The following is a 14570-nucleotide window of genomic DNA, read 5'->3' as shown; positions in this document are numbered from 1 at the left end:
TCTCAGTCCGCGCCGGGTGCTACCGGGGAGTTCGCTGCACCTGTGCTCGCGGTCGTACCCGCACCTGAGCTCGCACCCCCACCTCGGCTCGCACCCGCACCTGGCTTCGCGCCCGCATCTGCACGCGCACCCGCGCCTGCACTCCCACCCGCTGCACTCGCGTCGCGCATCCTGGCCGCCGTCGCCCGCACGTGGGCGAGCAGCTCGTCGTCGCCGTGCAGCGTGTACTCCAGGTCGGCCGGGATCCAGGGCAGCCAGGCGGCGAGCGCGGCCACCGTCTCGCCGTGGATGGGCCAGACCGTCGTGTCGGCATCCAGGCTCCAGGCATCGTCGCCGTAGCGGCCGAAGCGTTCACGCATCGCGGCGAGCGGAAGCCGCAGGTGCACCTCGGCGGTGCGCCGGCGCCGCAGACCCTCGACAGCCGTGCGCACGAAGGCAGCAGCGTCGTCGGCGGGCAGCGCGCGCGGATGGGCACGCACCCGGGTGCCGGTGAGCCGGCTCATCCGGTCGACGCGCAGGGTGCGCCAGGCATCCCGCCCGAGGTCCCAGCAGACCAGGAACCAGACCTGCCCCGACGCGACGAGCGTGTGCGGTTCGACCTGCCGGTCGGTCTCGCTGCCGTCGGCCGCGGTGTAGTGCAGCCGCACGCGCTCGTGGTCACGGCAGGCGAGGGCGAGCGCGCCGAGCAGTTCCTGAGGAACGGGCGGCGGCGGCGAGCCCGTGTTCCAGGCTCCGGGACGCGGACCCTCGGGCTGGACGTGCCCGGCGAGCGCGTTGACCCGGCGGCGGAGCTCGGCGGGCAGCACCTGCTCGAACTTCGCGAGGGCGCCGAGCGTGGTCCGCTCGCCGTCGACCACACCCTGCATGGCGGCGAGCCGCAGGCCGATCGCCATCGTGACCGCCTCCTCGTCGCTGAGCAGCAGCGGCGGCAGTTCGGATCCGGCCTCGAGCCGGTACCCGCCCGCCGAACCGCGGCTGGCCGTGACGTGGTAGCCGAGCTCGCGCAGGCGTTCGATGTCGCGGCGCAAGGTCCGCTCGGTCACCTCGAGCCGGCGCGCCAGCTCGGGGCCGGCCCACTGCCGATGGGTCTGCAGCAGGTCGAGCAGGCTCAGGATGCGGGACGCCGTCGTCGACATACCCCGATTCTCTCGCCAATCAGGACGAGAAGCGTCCTGATTGACTTCTACCGTGGTCTAGAAGTCACGACACCGTTGAGAGGACCCATCATGATCGAGAACTGGAAGATCGAACTCATCGCCTTCCCCGTCGCCGACATCGACCGCGCGAAGGCGTTCTACGTCGAGACGCTCGGCTGGACCGCCGACCACGACGCCTCGCCCACCGAGGAGATCCGCTACGTGCAGGTCACCCCGCCGGGGTCGGCCTGCTCGATCGCCTTCGGGAAGGGCGTCTCGGAGATGACGCCCGGCGCGCTGCGAGCCGTGCAGATCGTCGTGCCCTCGGCCGACGAGGCACACGCCCACCTCGTCTCCCGCGGCGTCGAGTGCAGCCCGGTCACCGACCTCGACTGGGGTCGCTTCGTGTACTTCAGCGACCCCGATGGCAACTCGTGGTCGCTGCAGGAGCTGCCGCACCGCTGAGTGGGGCGCGCATCAGCGCCGTGCGTGCATCAGGCCGGAGCGCGCATCCTGACGGAGTGCGGGCATCCGGCCGGCTCGCCGGAGATCAGAGGGCGTCGAAGCCCTCCGAGATCGCGTCGGCCAGATCCTCGCGGTCCTCGACCGGGAGGAACGCGGCGGCGGCGGCGTTGAGCTGGAAGACCTCGATGTCGGCGAGGTCGTAGCCGAACGCATCCGTCAGCAGCGCGAGCTCGCGGCTGATCGAGGTGTTGCTCATCAGGCGGTTGTCGGTGTTCACCGTGACCTGGAAGCCGAGCTGGTAGAGCAGGTCGAACGGGTGGTCGGCGAGCTCGTCGCCCCACTCGGCGATGGCGCCGGTCTGCAGGTTCGACGACGGCGAGAGCTCGAGGGCGATCTCGCGATCCTTGACCCACTGCGAGAGCAGCCCCAGCGAGACGTAGGTGTTGTCGTCGTCCTGGCGCTCGATCTCGATGTCCTCGGCGATCCGCACACCGTGGCCGAGGCGGAGCGCACGGCCGTCGAAGAGCGCACCGCGGATGCTGTCGAGCCCGTCGGCCTCGCCGGCGTGCACCGTGGCCGGCATGAAGTTCTGGGCGAGGTAGTCGAAGGCCGCGAGCTGGTCCTTGGCCGGGTAGCCGAGCTCGGGGCCGGCGATGTCGAAGCCGACGACTCCGGCGTCGCGGTGACGCACCGCGAGCTCGGCGATCTCGAGGCCCCGACGCTGATGGCGCATGGCCGAGAGCAGCTGGCCGACCCGGATGCTTCGGCCCTCGCCGCGCGCGTCGTCGGTGCCGAGCTCGATGCCCTCCTGCACGGCCTCGACGACCTCGTCGAGCGAGAGTCCCTGGGTGAGGTGCTGCTCGGGAGCCCAGCGCACCTCGCCGTAGACCACTCCGTCGGCGGCGAGGTCGGTGACGAACTCCCGTGCGACGCGGATGAGGCCGGCGCGGGTCTGCATGACTCCGATGGTCAGGTCGAAGGTCGCGATGTAGTCGGTCAGCGAACCGGAGTCGGCGTTCTCCTCGAACCAGTCGGCGAGATCGAACTCGTCGGTGGAGGGCAGTTCGAGCCCGATCTCGTCGGCGAGCTCGATGATCGTGGAGGCCCGGAGACCCCCGTCGAGATGATCGTGGAGCGACACTTTCGGAAGCGAGTTGAAGCTGATTGCGGTTCCGGGGACGAGGTATTCCTCTGGCGCTGCGGTCATGCTCCCACCTTAGGTGCCGGGGTGCCCCGGCGTCTCGGATGCGCCGAGCACAAGGGACCGACAGGTGTTGTTCAGCGCCTCTAGGATGAGGGTGCCGCGACAGCACGCGGCGGAGAGTGTGCGTGGGGAATGAGCCAGGAGGCGCCCGGTTCGGGCCTGCCCGGAAGCGAGTCGGGGCAGGGGCCGGAGGCTCCTGCGGCAGCGGTTCCGTCGTCGGAGGCGTCTGGGTCGACCGGGATGTCGCCGGAGGGGCCTGTGTCGGCCGGGTCGCCATCGGTGGCGCCTGTGGCAGCGCGGCCGGCTATGGCAGAGCCCGTGGCATCGGGGCCGGCGTCGGCAGAGCCCATGGCAACGCGGCCGGCTATGGCAGAGCCCGTGGCATCGGGGCCCGCGTACGGAGTGCGCGTCTTGCAGGAGCCGGCGTTCGGAGTGCGGGTGCCGGAGGGGCCCGCGTTCGGGGTGCGCGTATCGGAGGGACTGCCGCCGAGCGAGCCGCACCGATCGCGATCGCGGGCGCGACGTCCGCTCGCCGTCATCGGGATCTCGCTGGGGGCGATCGTCGTGCTGGCCGGCGCCTTCTTCGGGTGGAGCGTGCTCGCCGAGACCCAGCTCCGGGGCGCCGACGATCGGCTGGTCTCAGCTGTCGACGAGCACGACTCGGCCGAGCGCGCCTTCGAGGCCCGGATGCGCAGCGTCTCGACCCTGCTGGCCCGCGTGCGCACGGTCGTGGCGGCGCCGCAGTTCGCGGCCGACGCCTCGCCCGAGGCCGAGCCCTTCCGCGCGGCGGTCATCGCGCTCGAAGCTGCCGGGCAGACGACCGCGCCCGTCCCACCACCCGCGACCGCCTCTGTGGAGGTGGCGGCGGCCATCGGCACGGCGTCCGTATCCGTCGACGACGGCGGCTACCGATTGCCGTGGGACGTGCAGGCCGCCGCCGCCGAGGCCGACGACCTCGCCCGCCAGACCCGCGCGGTCACCGCGCTCCTGGAGGACTCGGCCGAGTCCGCCGCGACCTCCGAGAAGACGGCCGAGGACACCGAGGGCGCTTACTTCGCCGCCCGCGCCGACCAGGCCGAGCAGACGATCGCGGCCAATCCCCTGTCGACGAAGTCGTCCCAGGTCGACCTCACCCGTCAGATCGAGATCGCGGAGGACAGCACGGCGAGTGCCTCCCGCGACGGAGCCTTCGTCGCAGCATTCGCGGCCGCCGAGCAGGCGGTGCGCGACTCGCAGGTGCAGCTGGCCGCCGAGCAGGACGACCCGTCGCTCGCAACCCGCCACGAGATCGAGGCCTACGCGCGGTCGATCAGCAACGGCATCACGCTCGACTTCGTCTGGGCGCCCGAGGTGAGCGGACTCGGCGAGGGCTGGCTCTCCGGTACCGCGCAGACCTGGGATTCCGACGGCGGCTGGGCCATCATCAGCCTCAACTTCCCTGTCGAGGAGGAGTGGGGCAGCGACACCAATCCTCAGGCCGTCGTGACGCACGAGGTCGGCCACACCCAGGTCTACCGCGAGAACTGCTGGCCCCTTTTCTCGGGCCCGGTGTTCTCGGAGGACCACGAGATGTGGGCCACAGCCTGGGCGATCAGCCAGGGCTTCGACGTCCCGGGCTCGGGCATCGAGGCCTACGGCCGCCCCACCGACGAGCAGATCGAGGTAGCCGGCCAGTGCCGCTGACCCGTCGACTCCGCAGCTGCGCCGACCGCCGGCCCGTGCCACTGACCCGCTGACTCCGCAGGCGCGCTGGCCGCCAGCCAGTTCCGCTGACCCGGGGACCCGCTGGCTCCGCAGGCACGCTGGCCGCCGGCCAGTTCCGCTGACCGTCGACCCCCCGGACGCCGTGGGTTCGCGCCGCCAGCCACTCGCAAGCTCCCGGAAGCGACCACACGTGAATCCGCTGAGCCGGCGGCTCGTTCCCACTTCGGCGACACAGAGCAGCTCGCCCTAGAGGCCCAGGGCGGCGCCGATCGCCGCGGCCGCGCGGCCGGTGAGGTCGCGGACGCGATCGGCGGGAACCGTGCTGAAGCTCGTCGCCACGTAGGGCACCGTGAGGGCCGCGAGCGCGACCCGTTGCCGGTTGAGCACCGGGAAGACCAGGTCGGTGATCGACGGCTGCAATGAGTCTGACCGCTCGAGATGCCCGTCGGCACGGATGCGCGCACGCGCATCCGCAACCGCTCCCGCATCCGCGCCGCCGTCGCCGGCGAAGGCCGCGAGCACGGCACCCGTCGCCGTCGTCTCGAGCGGGAACAGCGCCCCCACCCGCACCCGGAAGCCGAAGTCGGCCGGGCTCTCGACCTGCGCCACGACGCGCACTCCGCCGCCCTCGCGCACGCTGAGGTTGCACGACTGACCGGTCGCCGCCGCGAGCTCGCGCATCGGCCCGAGTGCCGCCTCCGTGAGCGACCGCAGCGGCTCCTGCCGGTGGGAGAGGTCGAACAGGCGGAGCGACAGGGAGTACGCGCCGCTCTGCGGGTCGCGGTAGAGGTAGCCGCGGCGCTCGAGCGTGGTCAGCACGCGGAAGATCTGGCTCGGCGACCGGTCGACCGCCAGCGCGATCTCGAGCTGGCTCATCGCTTCGGGGGTCTCGGCGAGCGTCTCGAGGATGTCGAGGGCCTTCTCCAGCGCCGGGACCGCGTACTCCGGCGGCATGGCTACTCGGCCGCGTTCATCGCCGCGAGCATCCGCCGGGCGATCGTGCGGTCGATGTCGTCGGGCACCGGCTGGGCGCCGGGGACCAGCGACTCCGCATCCGTCGCCACGCGCTCGAGCGAGAGGGTCTGGAGAAGGAAACCGAGATCCATCGACTCGAGCGAGTTGCCTTTGGGCTCGCGCCCGGCGAGGTTGAACATGCGCCCGCCCGCGAGCAGCACCACGTGCCGGCCGTTGGGCAGGTCGATGCGCTCGACCGCGTCGACGATCTCGCGGCTGCCGGTCGCGGCGGCACGGAGGCCCGCAACGTCGATCTCCCAGGGGAAGTGGCCGCAGTTGGCGAGGACCGCTCCGTCGTGCATGAGCTCGATCGCGTCGACCGTCAGCACGTCGGCGTGCCCGGTGGCGGTGATGAAGACATCACCCCAGGGCGCGAGGTCGAGCGCCGTCGACACCCGGAACCCGTCGAGCGCGGCCTCGAAGGCCTTGAGCTCGTCGATCTCGACGACCGCGACCTTGCCGCCGAGCGCGCGGAGGTAGTGCGCGACACCTCGGCCGCACCAGCCGTAGCCGAAGACCACGAAGCGGCGCCCCGGCACCATCAGGTTGGTGATGCGCATGAAGCTCTCGACGACCGACTGGCCGACCGCGTGCTTGTTCTCGCCGATCGCCTTGAGCAGGCTGTCGTTGATCACGATCATCGGGAACGGAACGGCCCCCGCGAGGCCGCCGCGCAGGCGGTCTCCGCCCGAGGTGGTCTCCTCGGTGCCGCCGAGGATGCTTGCGGTGGCGCCGCGCGCCACGACCCCGGCCGCGAGGTCTCCCCCGTTGTCGAGCAGCATGTCGGGCTCGGCGTCGAGCACGCGGGCGATGTTGGCGTGGTGCTCGTCGAGCGTGTCGTCTCGGCGGCCGAACAGCGTCATCGGCTGGCCGGCCTCGGCGGAGGATGCGCGGAGGAACTCGACCACGTCGTCTTGGGTCGACCCGTGGTTACCGGTGCCGACGATCTCGGCGCCGCCCGCGGCGAGCGTCTCGAGCAGCACCGCCGTCTTCGGCTCGATATGCAGGGACATGCCGATCCGGTGCCCGGCGAAGGGACGGGTGCGGGCGAGCTCCTCGCGGGCTGCGGCGAGGAGGGGCATGCGGGAGCGGATCCACTCGACGCGGGCGGCCCCCGCGGCGGCGAGGTCGGCGGAGATGGCGAGATCGGTCATGATCCGAGTATCGCACAGATGAAACTCGATTTCATCTGTGAAAAGTCGTATAGGCTCAGTGGCATGCCTCAGAAGATCATCCTCGACTGCGATCCGGGTCACGACGACGCGATCGCCATCCTGCTCGCGCACGGCAATCCCTCGATCGAGCTGCTCGCCGTGACGACCGTCGTGGGCAACCAGACCCTCAAGAAGGTCACCCGCAACGCCCTCTCGGTGGCGCGGGTCGCGGGGATCAAGGGCATCCCCTTCGCCGCCGGCTGCGCGCGGCCGCTCGTGCGCACGGTCGAGGTCGCGCCCGACATCCACGGCGAGTCGGGGCTCGACGGGCCGGTGCTCCCCGAGCCGACGCTCGAGCTCGACGAGCGGCACGCCGTCGACCTGATCATCGAGACGATCATGAGCCACGAGCCGGGCACGATCACGCTCGTGCCGACCGGCGGCCTCACGAACATCGCGATGGCGGCGCGCAAGGAGCCGCGGATCGTGCCTCGCGTGAAGGAGGTCGTGCTGATGGGCGGCGGCTACGCCGGCGGCAACTGGAGCGCGACGAGCGAGTTCAACATCATCATCGACCCGGAGGCGGCGCACATCGTCTTCAACGAGTCCTGGCCCCTCACCATGGTCGGGCTCGACCTGACGCATCAGGCGCTGGCGACACCTGAGGTGGTTGCTCGCATCCAGCAGATCGGCACCGGCCCCGCGCAGTTCGTGGTCGAGCTGCTGCAGTTCTTCGCGTCGACCTACCTCGAGGCACAGGGCTTCCTGCACCCGCCCGTGCACGACCCCTGCGCCGTCGCCCGCGTGATCGCCCCCGACGTCGTCTCGGCCCGTCGCGTGCCGATCGACATCGAGCTGACCGGAACCCTCACACTCGGGATGACGGTGGCCGACTTCCGCGCTCCCGCTCCGGCCGACTGCCACACCCAGGTCGCGGTCGACCTCGACCACGAGGCCTTCTGGGCGCTCATCGTCGACGCCCTCGAGCGCATCGGCGACCCCGCCTAGCCCCGCCCCACCCCACCGAGAAGTCACTTTCACGTCCAAAACCCGCGCGGTGGACGTAAAAGTGACTTCTCGGCGGGGTGGGTGAGGATGCCAGGGCTCGGGCGCGCGAGGCTCGGCGCGCGGGTGCCAGGTGGGATGGGCCAGGCAAGGGGCGCGCGCGGCGGGGTCAGCCGCGGACGTCGTGGAGGTGGTGGACCGGGTCGTGGATGAAGTAGCGGGCGAGGGTGTCGACCGTGAAGGCCGAGCCGTCGCCGCGGAAACCGCGCCGGTCCCACGAGTCCGCCGGGACCCGCTCGAACGCCTGCGCCAGCGTCTCCGCGGCGGCCGTCAGCTCGGCGGCCACGACGGCCGGGTCCTGCTCCGAGTACCGCTCGGCGACCGCCGTCGCATCCTGATCCCAGTTCTCGAACTCGGGATCGTCCTCGTCGAGCATGAGCGCGAGCCGCCCGTCGAAGATCCGGAACACGTCCCGCACGTGGGCGCCGTACTCCAGCGCCGACCAGGTGCTCGCATCCGGCCGCTCCCGCACGTCGGCGCGGTCGAGCACGGTCGGCCAGGCCGCCGCGTTCTCACGGATGAGGGCGGGCACCGAGCTCGCCGACGTCGCGGAGGAGTCGAAGCCGCACTCCTCGCAGCGGCGCTCGAGCACCCAGGTCCAGTTCTTCTCGTCGGGAACGATCGTCATGCCCCGAGCCTGGCATCACGCCCGAGGCGATCACCACAGCCCGGCTGCCAACCCGCCCGCACTTCCTGCCACGAACAGCGATGACGCCAGCCGGCGAGCCGAAAGCCGACCACCCAGCCAGCCAGCGAGCCGAGGTCCGACCACCCAGCCCTACGAGATCCGCTCCGCCACCAACGGCGCCTCGCCGAAGTAATCGCTCGCCGGCCCGATGCTCCACGCACCCTCCAGCGACTCGAGCGCCCGCTCGAACCGCGCCGGGTCGTCGCCGGACAGCGTGAACAGCGGCTGCCCCTCGACGACCGTGTCGCCCGGCTTCGCCAGCAGGTCGATCCCCGCAGCGTGCACCACCGGGTCGGCCGCCCGGGCACGACCCGCGCCGAGCCGCCACGCGGCGATGCCGAACGACAGCGCATCCTGCCGCAGCAGCACGCCGGACGACGGCGCCGTCACGGTCATCGTCTCGCGCGGGGTCGGCAGCGCACCGTCCGGGTCGCCGCCCTGGGCCTCGATCACCCGGCGCCAGGTGTCCATGGCCCGGCCATCCTTCAGCGCGGCGGCCACGTCGGCATCCGGCTGCCCGGCCAGGCGCAGCATCTCCGAGGCCAGAGCCAGCGTCAGCTCCACGACATCCGCGGGCCCGCCGCCGGCGAGCACCTCGACCGACTCGCGCACCTCGTTGGCATTGCCGATCGCGAGCCCCAGCGGCACGTGCATGTTCGTCAGCAGCGCCGTGGTGCGCACGCCGGCGTCGTTGCCGAGGTCGACCATCGTCTGCGCGAGCTCCCGCGAGAGCGCGATGTCCTGCATGAACGCGCCCGAGCCGAACTTCACGTCGAGCACGAGCGAGTCGGTGCCCTCGGCGATCTTCTTCGACATGATCGACGACGCGATCAGCGGGATGGCCTCGACCGTGCCCGTGATGTCCCGTAGGGCGTAGAGCTTCTTGTCGGCCGGCGCGAGCCCAGACCCGGCGGCGCAGATGACCCCGCCCACCGATGAAAGCTGCGCGAAGATCTCGTCATTGGTGAGGGACGCCCGCCAGCCCGGGATCGACTCGAGCTTGTCGAGCGTGCCCCCGGTGTGCCCGAGCCCGCGGCCCGAGAGCTGCGGAACCGCGACGCCGAACGAGGCCACGAGGGGCATCAGCGGCAGCGTGATCTTGTCGCCCACTCCGCCGGTCGAGTGCTTGTCGACGGTCGGCTTGCCGAGCGACGAGAAGTCCATCCGCTCCCCCGAGGCGATCATCGCGAGCGTCAGGTCGCGCACCTCGTCGCGGGTCATGCCGTTCAAGGTCACGGCCATGGCGAAGGCGGCCATCTGCTCGTCGCCGACGTAGCCGCGGGTGTACGCGTCGATCAGCCAGTTGATCTCGGCGGTCGTGAGCGAACCCTTGTCGCGCTTCGTGCGGATGAGGTCGACGACATCGAACTTCTCGGCCATGAGCAGGTGGTTCCTAACTGTTGCTGAGCCGCACCGCCTACTCGGCGAGCGACTCCTCGCGGTACTCGACGAGCGTGCGCGGCCCGAACGCATCCGGGATCACCTCGTCGATCGTCTTGATGCCGGAGACGGTCTCGAGCAGCATCCCCTCGGCCGAGTGCTCGAACAGCAGCTGACGGCAGCGACCGCACGGCATGAGCGCGCCGCCGTGGCCGTCGACGCAGGTGAACGCGACGAGCTTGCCGCCGCCGGTCATCATCAGCGTCGACACCAGCGTGCACTCGGCGCAGAGCGTCAGGCCGTACGAGGCGTTCTCGACGTTGCAGCCCGAGATGGTCCGCCCGTCGTCGACGATCGCCGCCACTCCCACGGGGAACTTGGAGTACGGCACGTAGGCCTTCTCCATCGCCTCGAGCGCGACGGCGCGCAGCGAATCCCAATCGATCTCAGCCATCTCTGCCTCCTACGACCCGATGTACGGCTTGCCGGATGCGGCGGGCCCGCGGACCCGCCCGACCAGCCCCGCCACCGCGAAGATCGTCACGACGTACGGCAGCATCAGCATGAACTCCGAGGGCACGGGCGACCCGATCACGCCCAGCACGTTCTGCAGGTTCGACGCGAAGCCGAACAGCAGGGCGGCGAGCGTGGCACGGATGGGATCCCACCGGCCGAAGATCACCGCGGCCAGGGCGATATAACCCATGCCCGCGGTCATCTCCTTGTTGAACGCACCCACCGAGCCGAGCGTGAAGTACGCGCCGCCGAGGCCGGCGATCGCGCCGGCGAGCGACACGGTCCAGAACCGGGTGCGGTTGACCTTGATGCCCACGGTGTCGGCGGCCTGAGGATGCTCGCCCACGGCCCGCACACGGAGCCCCCAGCGGGTCTTGAACAGTCCGTAGAACACCACGGCGACCGCGATGTACATCAGGTACACGATGACCGTCTGGCGGAACAGGGTCGGCCCGATGACCGGGATCTCGGACAGCAGCGGGATGTCCCACCGGTCGAACCGCGGCGGCGAGTTGAGCACCGCGGCGTTGTTCGTGAGCACCTGCGAGTAGAGGAACGAGGTGAGCCCGGTGACGAGCACGTTCAGCACGACACCGACGATCACCTGATCGACCAGGTACTTGATCGAGAACGCGGCGAGCACGAAGGAGACGAGCACACCGGCGACGATCGCGCCGACGAGCCCGACGAACGGGTTGCCGGTGACGGAGGCGACGACCGCCGAGACGAACGCGCCTCCCAGCAGCTGGGCCTCGATCGCGACGTTCACGACGCCGACGCGCTCGGAGATCACGCCACCGAGGGCACCGAAGATCAGCGGCACGCTGAGCGAGACGGTTCCGATCAGGAGGCCGGGCACCGGCAGCGTCTGGCCAGCCGAGGCCCACGCCAGGAACGCGATCAGGAAGAGCACCGCGAACACGGCCATCAGCCAGATCCGCACCTTGCGGGCCCGGGAGACGAGCCAGACCGAGTACAGCGCGAGGAGCACCAGCACGAACGAGATGACGAGCCCGGTTCCGCGCGTCGGCAGCACGACCTCGGGCAGCTGGATCAGGTCCGAGTCGGTCGACAGCCGGAAGGTCGAGTCGCCGTCACGCCCGAACACGACGAAGAGGATGATCGCACCGAGCGCGAAGATGCCGAACGCGATCGGCGCCTTCCAGCTCTTGACGAGAACCCGCGCGAGCCCGGAGTCCGAGTCGGGGTGGTTGTGCTCGGTCGGCGGCAGGCCGGCCGAGGAGGCCAGGTTGTTGGTCGACACGTTCTCGCTCATTTCGCGGCCACCGCCTCACGGGTCACAGCCGGTCGAGGCGACTTGGGCGCCTTCGGCTTCTTGGGGTTGGCCGGATCCGGCAGGCGGAACACCGCGCGCACGAGCGGCGGGGCGGCGATGAAGAGCACGATCAGCGACTGCACGACGAGCACGATGTCGATCGGGATGCCCTGCGAGGCCTGCATCGCGAATCCGCCGGCCTTGAACGCACCGAAGAGGATGCCGGCGATGAAGATGCCCCACGGCTTCGAGCGGCCGAGCAGTGCGACGGTGATCGCGTCGAAGCCGATGCCTGCGTCGATGCCCGAGCTGAAGCCGGTGGTCACGGTCCCGAGCACCTGGAAGACGCCGGCGAGACCGACGAGCCCGCCCGAGATGAGCATCGCGTAGACGTACATGTTCTTCACGTCGATACCGGCGACCCGGGCGGCGTTCGGGTTGAGGCCCACGGCCCGGAACTTGAAGCCGAGCGCCGAACGGTTGAGCAGCCACCAGACGAACACCGTGGCCGCGATCACCAGGATGAACCCGAGATGCAGGTTGAACTGCGGGCCCAGGATGTCGGGCAGCACCGCGGTCGGGTCGATGGGCGGCGACTTCGGGTTGTTCGATCCCGGCGCCTGCAGCACCGGGGTGCGGAGGAGGTAGGAGACGAGGTAGAAGGCGACGTAGTTGAGCATGATCGTGACGATCACCTCGTGGGCGCCGGTGCGGGCCTTCAACAGACCCGCGATACCGCCCCAGATCCCACCGCCGACGACGCCGGCGATGATGGCGACGACGAGGTGGATGCCCCAGGGCAGGTGCAGGGTGAAGCCCACCCAGCCGGCGCAGGCCGCGGCGATCAGCATCTGGCCGCGGCCACCGATGTTGAACATGCCTACGCGGAACGCCAGGCCGACGCCGAGACCGGCCGCGATCAGCGGAGTGGCGAAGGTGAGCGTCTCGGTGATCGGCTTGATCACGTCGACGAAGTCCTTGCGGTTCGGGTTGAACACCGAGCCCTGGAAGAGGGCGACGTAGGCGCCCGAAACGGCCTTCCAAATCTCGGCGAAGGTGTCACCGGGGCGGGCGAAGAAGTAGCCGGCCGCCTTCTGCACGTTCTCGTCGGTCACGGCGATCAGGATGCCGCCGGCCACCATCGCGAGCACGACCGCGAGGATCGAGATCATCACGGATCCGCCGATGATCTCGTTGAACGCCAGGCGCCAGCGCGACGGCGGCTCCGCCGGCTGTCCGGCGGCGGGCTGACCGGAGACGGTGGCACCCGTGGGCGCGCCGGCCGGGACCGTCGCCGGCGCCGGGATGGCCGATCCGGCGGGAGCCTGAGGGTCGGGCGTGTTCTCGGTGTCGCTCACGCGGCCGATCCTTCCAGTTCGATTCCAGCCGGGATCTCTCCGGCCATCATGAGTCCCAGCACATCGCGCGAGGTGTTCCCGGGCACGATGCCGACGATCCCGCCGCGGTACATCACCGCGATGCGGTCGGCGAGCGCGACGACCTCGTCGAGCTCGGTCGAGACCACGATCACCGGGATGCCCTCGTCACGGGTCGCGACGATGCGCTTGTGCACGAATTCGATCGAGCCGACGTCGATGCCGCGGGTGGGCTGCGCCGCCACGAAGAGGCGCAGCTCACGCGACAGCTCGCGGGCCAGGACGACCTTCTGCTGGTTACCGCCGGAGAGCCGGCCGACCTCGGTCGTGATGCCCTGCGAGCGCACGTCGAACTCGCGCGACTTCTCCTCGGCGAAGGTCGAGAGGTACGAGAGCTGGAGCGAACCGCCCTTGACGAAGGGCCGCCCCTCCGAGCGGTCGAGCATGAGGTTCTCGGAGATGGTGAACTCGCCGACCAGCCCGTCCTCCTTGCGGTCCTCGGGCACGAAGCCGACCCCCGCGTCCAGCACCTTGCGGGTGCTGAGCCCGGCGAGCGGTCGCCCGTCGAGCGAGACCGTGCCGGTGACCCTGTCCTGCAGCCCCATCAGGGCCTCGGTGAGCTCGGTCTGGCCGTTGCCCTGCACGCCGGCGATGGCGAGGATCTCCCCCGCCTTCACGTCGAAGGTCACGTCGTTGACGACGACCTGGCCGCGCGCGTCGATCACCGAGAGGTTCTCGACCTGGAGGGCCGAGGCACCGAGCGTGGCCGGGTCTTTCTGAACCGTGAGCTCGACCGAGCGCCCGACCATGAGCGACGCGAGCTCGGCGTTGGTCGCGGTGGGCGAGGCCTCGCCGACGACCTTGCCGAGACGGATGACCGTGATGCGGTCGGCGACCTCGCGCACCTCGCGCAGCTTGTGCGTGATGAAGACGATCGAGGTGCCGCGCTCCTTGAGGAGGCGCATGATCTCCATCAGCTCGTCGGTCTCCTGCGGCGTCAGCACCGCGGTGGGCTCGTCGAAGACGAGCACCTTCGCGTCGCGCGACAGGGCCTTGATGATCTCGACCCGCTGCTGCACACCGACGGGGAGGTCGTCGACCAGCGCATCCGGATCGACGTCGAAGCCGAACCGCTCGCTGATCTCGCGCACCTGCTTGCGGGCGGCGGCGAGGTCGAGGCGGCCGGCGAACCCGGTCTTCTCGTGACCGAGCATCACGTTCTCGGCGACGGTGAAGACGGGGATCAGCATGAAGTGCTGGTGCACCATCCCGATGCCGGCGTTCATGGCGTCGCCCGGGCCTGCGAAGTGCTGGACGACGTCGTCGAGCACGATCTCGCCCTCGTCGGCCTGGTACAGGCCGTAGAGCACGTTCATCAGGGTGGACTTGCCGGCACCGTTCTCGCCGAGGAGACAGTGGATCTCGCCCGGCTCGACGGTGAGGTCGATGTGGTCGTTCGCGGTCAGGGCACCGAAGCGCTTCGTGATGCCCCGCAGTTCGAGCTTCATAGAGGTAATCTACCTACTCCACGATCCAGGCCCGCACCGAGCCGCATCCAATATAAGGGTGTCATTTAAGTGAAAGAGGTCGGG

Annotated in this window: 13 protein-coding genes; 3 read left to right on the top strand and 10 right to left on the bottom strand. The window is 70.3% G+C overall.

All coding sequences use genetic code 11. The annotated features are described in order from the left end of the window. Positions 1 to 2: 2 nt before the first annotated feature. Complete coding sequence (locus tag HSO01S_RS11830; protein ID WP_084361609.1) at positions 3 to 1136, bottom strand: helix-turn-helix transcriptional regulator; 1134 nt, start codon at positions 1134 to 1136, stop codon at positions 3 to 5. 90 nt (positions 1137 to 1226) lie between these two features. On the opposite strand from HSO01S_RS11830, the gene HSO01S_RS11825 reads away from it, so the two are divergent. Beyond that, positions 1227 to 1601: a VOC family protein gene (locus HSO01S_RS11825; RefSeq protein WP_174522987.1), complete on the top strand. Its 375-nt coding sequence runs from the start codon at positions 1227 to 1229 to the stop codon at positions 1599 to 1601. Positions 1602 to 1686: 85 nt separating this feature from the next. Here the strand turns inward: HSO01S_RS11825 and HSO01S_RS11820 are convergent, their stop codons facing one another. Then, positions 1687 to 2808 carry an adenosine deaminase gene (locus HSO01S_RS11820; RefSeq protein WP_066041648.1) on the bottom strand — a complete coding sequence of 374 codons (1122 nt, stop codon included), beginning with the start codon at positions 2806 to 2808 and terminating at the stop codon, positions 1687 to 1689. A 363-nt stretch (positions 2809 to 3171) separates the two neighbouring features. Between HSO01S_RS11820 and HSO01S_RS11815 the strand changes: the two genes are divergently transcribed. Continuing rightward, positions 3172 to 4488: a hypothetical protein gene (locus HSO01S_RS11815; RefSeq protein ID WP_157079040.1), complete on the top strand. Its 1317-nt coding sequence runs from the start codon at positions 3172 to 3174 to the stop codon at positions 4486 to 4488. 267 nt (positions 4489 to 4755) lie between these two features. Here HSO01S_RS11815 and HSO01S_RS11810 read toward each other — a convergent pair whose 3' ends face one another. After that, positions 4756 to 5463 (bottom strand): IclR family transcriptional regulator, encoded by a 708-nt coding sequence (locus HSO01S_RS11810; protein WP_066041644.1) that lies wholly within the window; start codon positions 5461 to 5463, stop codon positions 4756 to 4758. A 2-nt stretch (positions 5464 to 5465) separates the two neighbouring features. Beyond that, the gene (locus HSO01S_RS11805) at positions 5466 to 6677 is read right to left on the bottom strand and encodes an adenosylhomocysteinase (RefSeq protein ID WP_084361608.1); all 1212 of its coding nucleotides are present in this window, start codon (positions 6675 to 6677) and stop codon (positions 5466 to 5468) included. Positions 6678 to 6740: 63 nt separating this feature from the next. On the opposite strand from HSO01S_RS11805, the gene uriH reads away from it, so the two are divergent. Next, positions 6741 to 7685: a uridine-preferring nucleoside hydrolase UriH gene (gene uriH / locus HSO01S_RS11800; RefSeq protein ID WP_066041642.1), complete on the top strand. Its 945-nt coding sequence runs from the start codon at positions 6741 to 6743 to the stop codon at positions 7683 to 7685. A 166-nt stretch (positions 7686 to 7851) separates the two neighbouring features. Here the strand turns inward: uriH and HSO01S_RS11795 are convergent, their stop codons facing one another. From HSO01S_RS11795 to HSO01S_RS11770, 6 genes are all read right to left on the bottom strand, one after another. Next, positions 7852 to 8370 (bottom strand): DinB family protein, encoded by a 519-nt coding sequence (locus tag HSO01S_RS11795; RefSeq protein WP_066041640.1) that lies wholly within the window; start codon positions 8368 to 8370, stop codon positions 7852 to 7854. 150 nt (positions 8371 to 8520) lie between these two features. Continuing rightward, on the bottom strand, positions 8521 to 9810 hold the full coding sequence (locus HSO01S_RS11790) for a thymidine phosphorylase (RefSeq protein WP_066041639.1): 1290 nt from the start codon (positions 9808 to 9810) through the stop codon (positions 8521 to 8523). Between the two features lie 37 nt (positions 9811 to 9847). Beyond that, the gene (locus tag HSO01S_RS11785) at positions 9848 to 10264 is read right to left on the bottom strand and encodes a cytidine deaminase (protein ID WP_066041637.1); all 417 of its coding nucleotides are present in this window, start codon (positions 10262 to 10264) and stop codon (positions 9848 to 9850) included. 9 nt (positions 10265 to 10273) lie between these two features. Continuing rightward, positions 10274 to 11602 carry an ABC transporter permease gene (locus tag HSO01S_RS11780; RefSeq protein ID WP_084361607.1) on the bottom strand — a complete coding sequence of 443 codons (1329 nt, stop codon included), beginning with the start codon at positions 11600 to 11602 and terminating at the stop codon, positions 10274 to 10276. Next, positions 11599 to 12960, bottom strand: a complete 1362-nt coding sequence (locus tag HSO01S_RS11775) for an ABC transporter permease (RefSeq protein ID WP_245635991.1) — start codon at positions 12958 to 12960, stop codon at positions 11599 to 11601. The genes HSO01S_RS11780 and HSO01S_RS11775 overlap by 4 nt, the downstream gene beginning before the upstream one ends. Next, entirely contained in the window at positions 12957 to 14486 is a 1530-nt protein-coding gene (locus tag HSO01S_RS11770; RefSeq protein ID WP_066041635.1) for an ABC transporter ATP-binding protein, read from the bottom strand. Before HSO01S_RS11770 ends, HSO01S_RS11775 begins: the two co-directional genes overlap by 4 nt. Between the last annotated feature and the right edge of the window lie 84 nt (positions 14487 to 14570).

The organism is Herbiconiux solani NBRC 106740 (assembly GCF_001571005.1).
GTDB lineage: Bacteria > Actinomycetota > Actinomycetes > Actinomycetales > Microbacteriaceae > Herbiconiux > Herbiconiux solani.
The sequence above is the reverse complement of the archived record's forward strand: the minus strand, read 5'-3'. Positions and strand labels throughout refer to the sequence as shown.

Bases quoted from the DNA above. Each gene is read 5' to 3' on its own strand.
- HSO01S_RS11815 (WP_157079040.1), top strand. From the start codon at position 3,172: ATGGCAGAGCCCGTGGCATCGGGGCCCGCGTACGGAGTGCGCGTCTTG.
- HSO01S_RS11770 (WP_066041635.1), bottom strand. From the start codon at position 14,486: ATGAAGCTCGAACTGCGGGGCATCACGAAGCGCTTCGGTGCCCTGACC.
- HSO01S_RS11780 (WP_084361607.1), bottom strand. From the start codon at position 11,602: ATGAGCGAGAACGTGTCGACCAACAACCTGGCCTCCTCGGCCGGCCTG.
- HSO01S_RS11830 (WP_084361609.1), bottom strand. From the start codon at position 1,136: ATGTCGACGACGGCGTCCCGCATCCTGAGCCTGCTCGACCTGCTGCAG.
- HSO01S_RS11805 (WP_084361608.1), bottom strand. From the start codon at position 6,677: ATGACCGATCTCGCCATCTCCGCCGACCTCGCCGCCGCGGGGGCCGCC.
- HSO01S_RS11795 (WP_066041640.1), bottom strand. From the start codon at position 8,370: ATGACGATCGTTCCCGACGAGAAGAACTGGACCTGGGTGCTCGAGCGC.
- HSO01S_RS11785 (WP_066041637.1), bottom strand. From the start codon at position 10,264: ATGGCTGAGATCGATTGGGATTCGCTGCGCGCCGTCGCGCTCGAGGCG.
- HSO01S_RS11790 (WP_066041639.1), bottom strand. From the start codon at position 9,810: ATGGCCGAGAAGTTCGATGTCGTCGACCTCATCCGCACGAAGCGCGAC.
- HSO01S_RS11820 (WP_066041648.1), bottom strand. From the start codon at position 2,808: ATGACCGCAGCGCCAGAGGAATACCTCGTCCCCGGAACCGCAATCAGC.
- HSO01S_RS11825 (WP_174522987.1), top strand. From the start codon at position 1,227: ATGATCGAGAACTGGAAGATCGAACTCATCGCCTTCCCCGTCGCCGAC.
- uriH (WP_066041642.1), top strand. From the start codon at position 6,741: ATGCCTCAGAAGATCATCCTCGACTGCGATCCGGGTCACGACGACGCG.
- HSO01S_RS11810 (WP_066041644.1), bottom strand. From the start codon at position 5,463: ATGCCGCCGGAGTACGCGGTCCCGGCGCTGGAGAAGGCCCTCGACATC.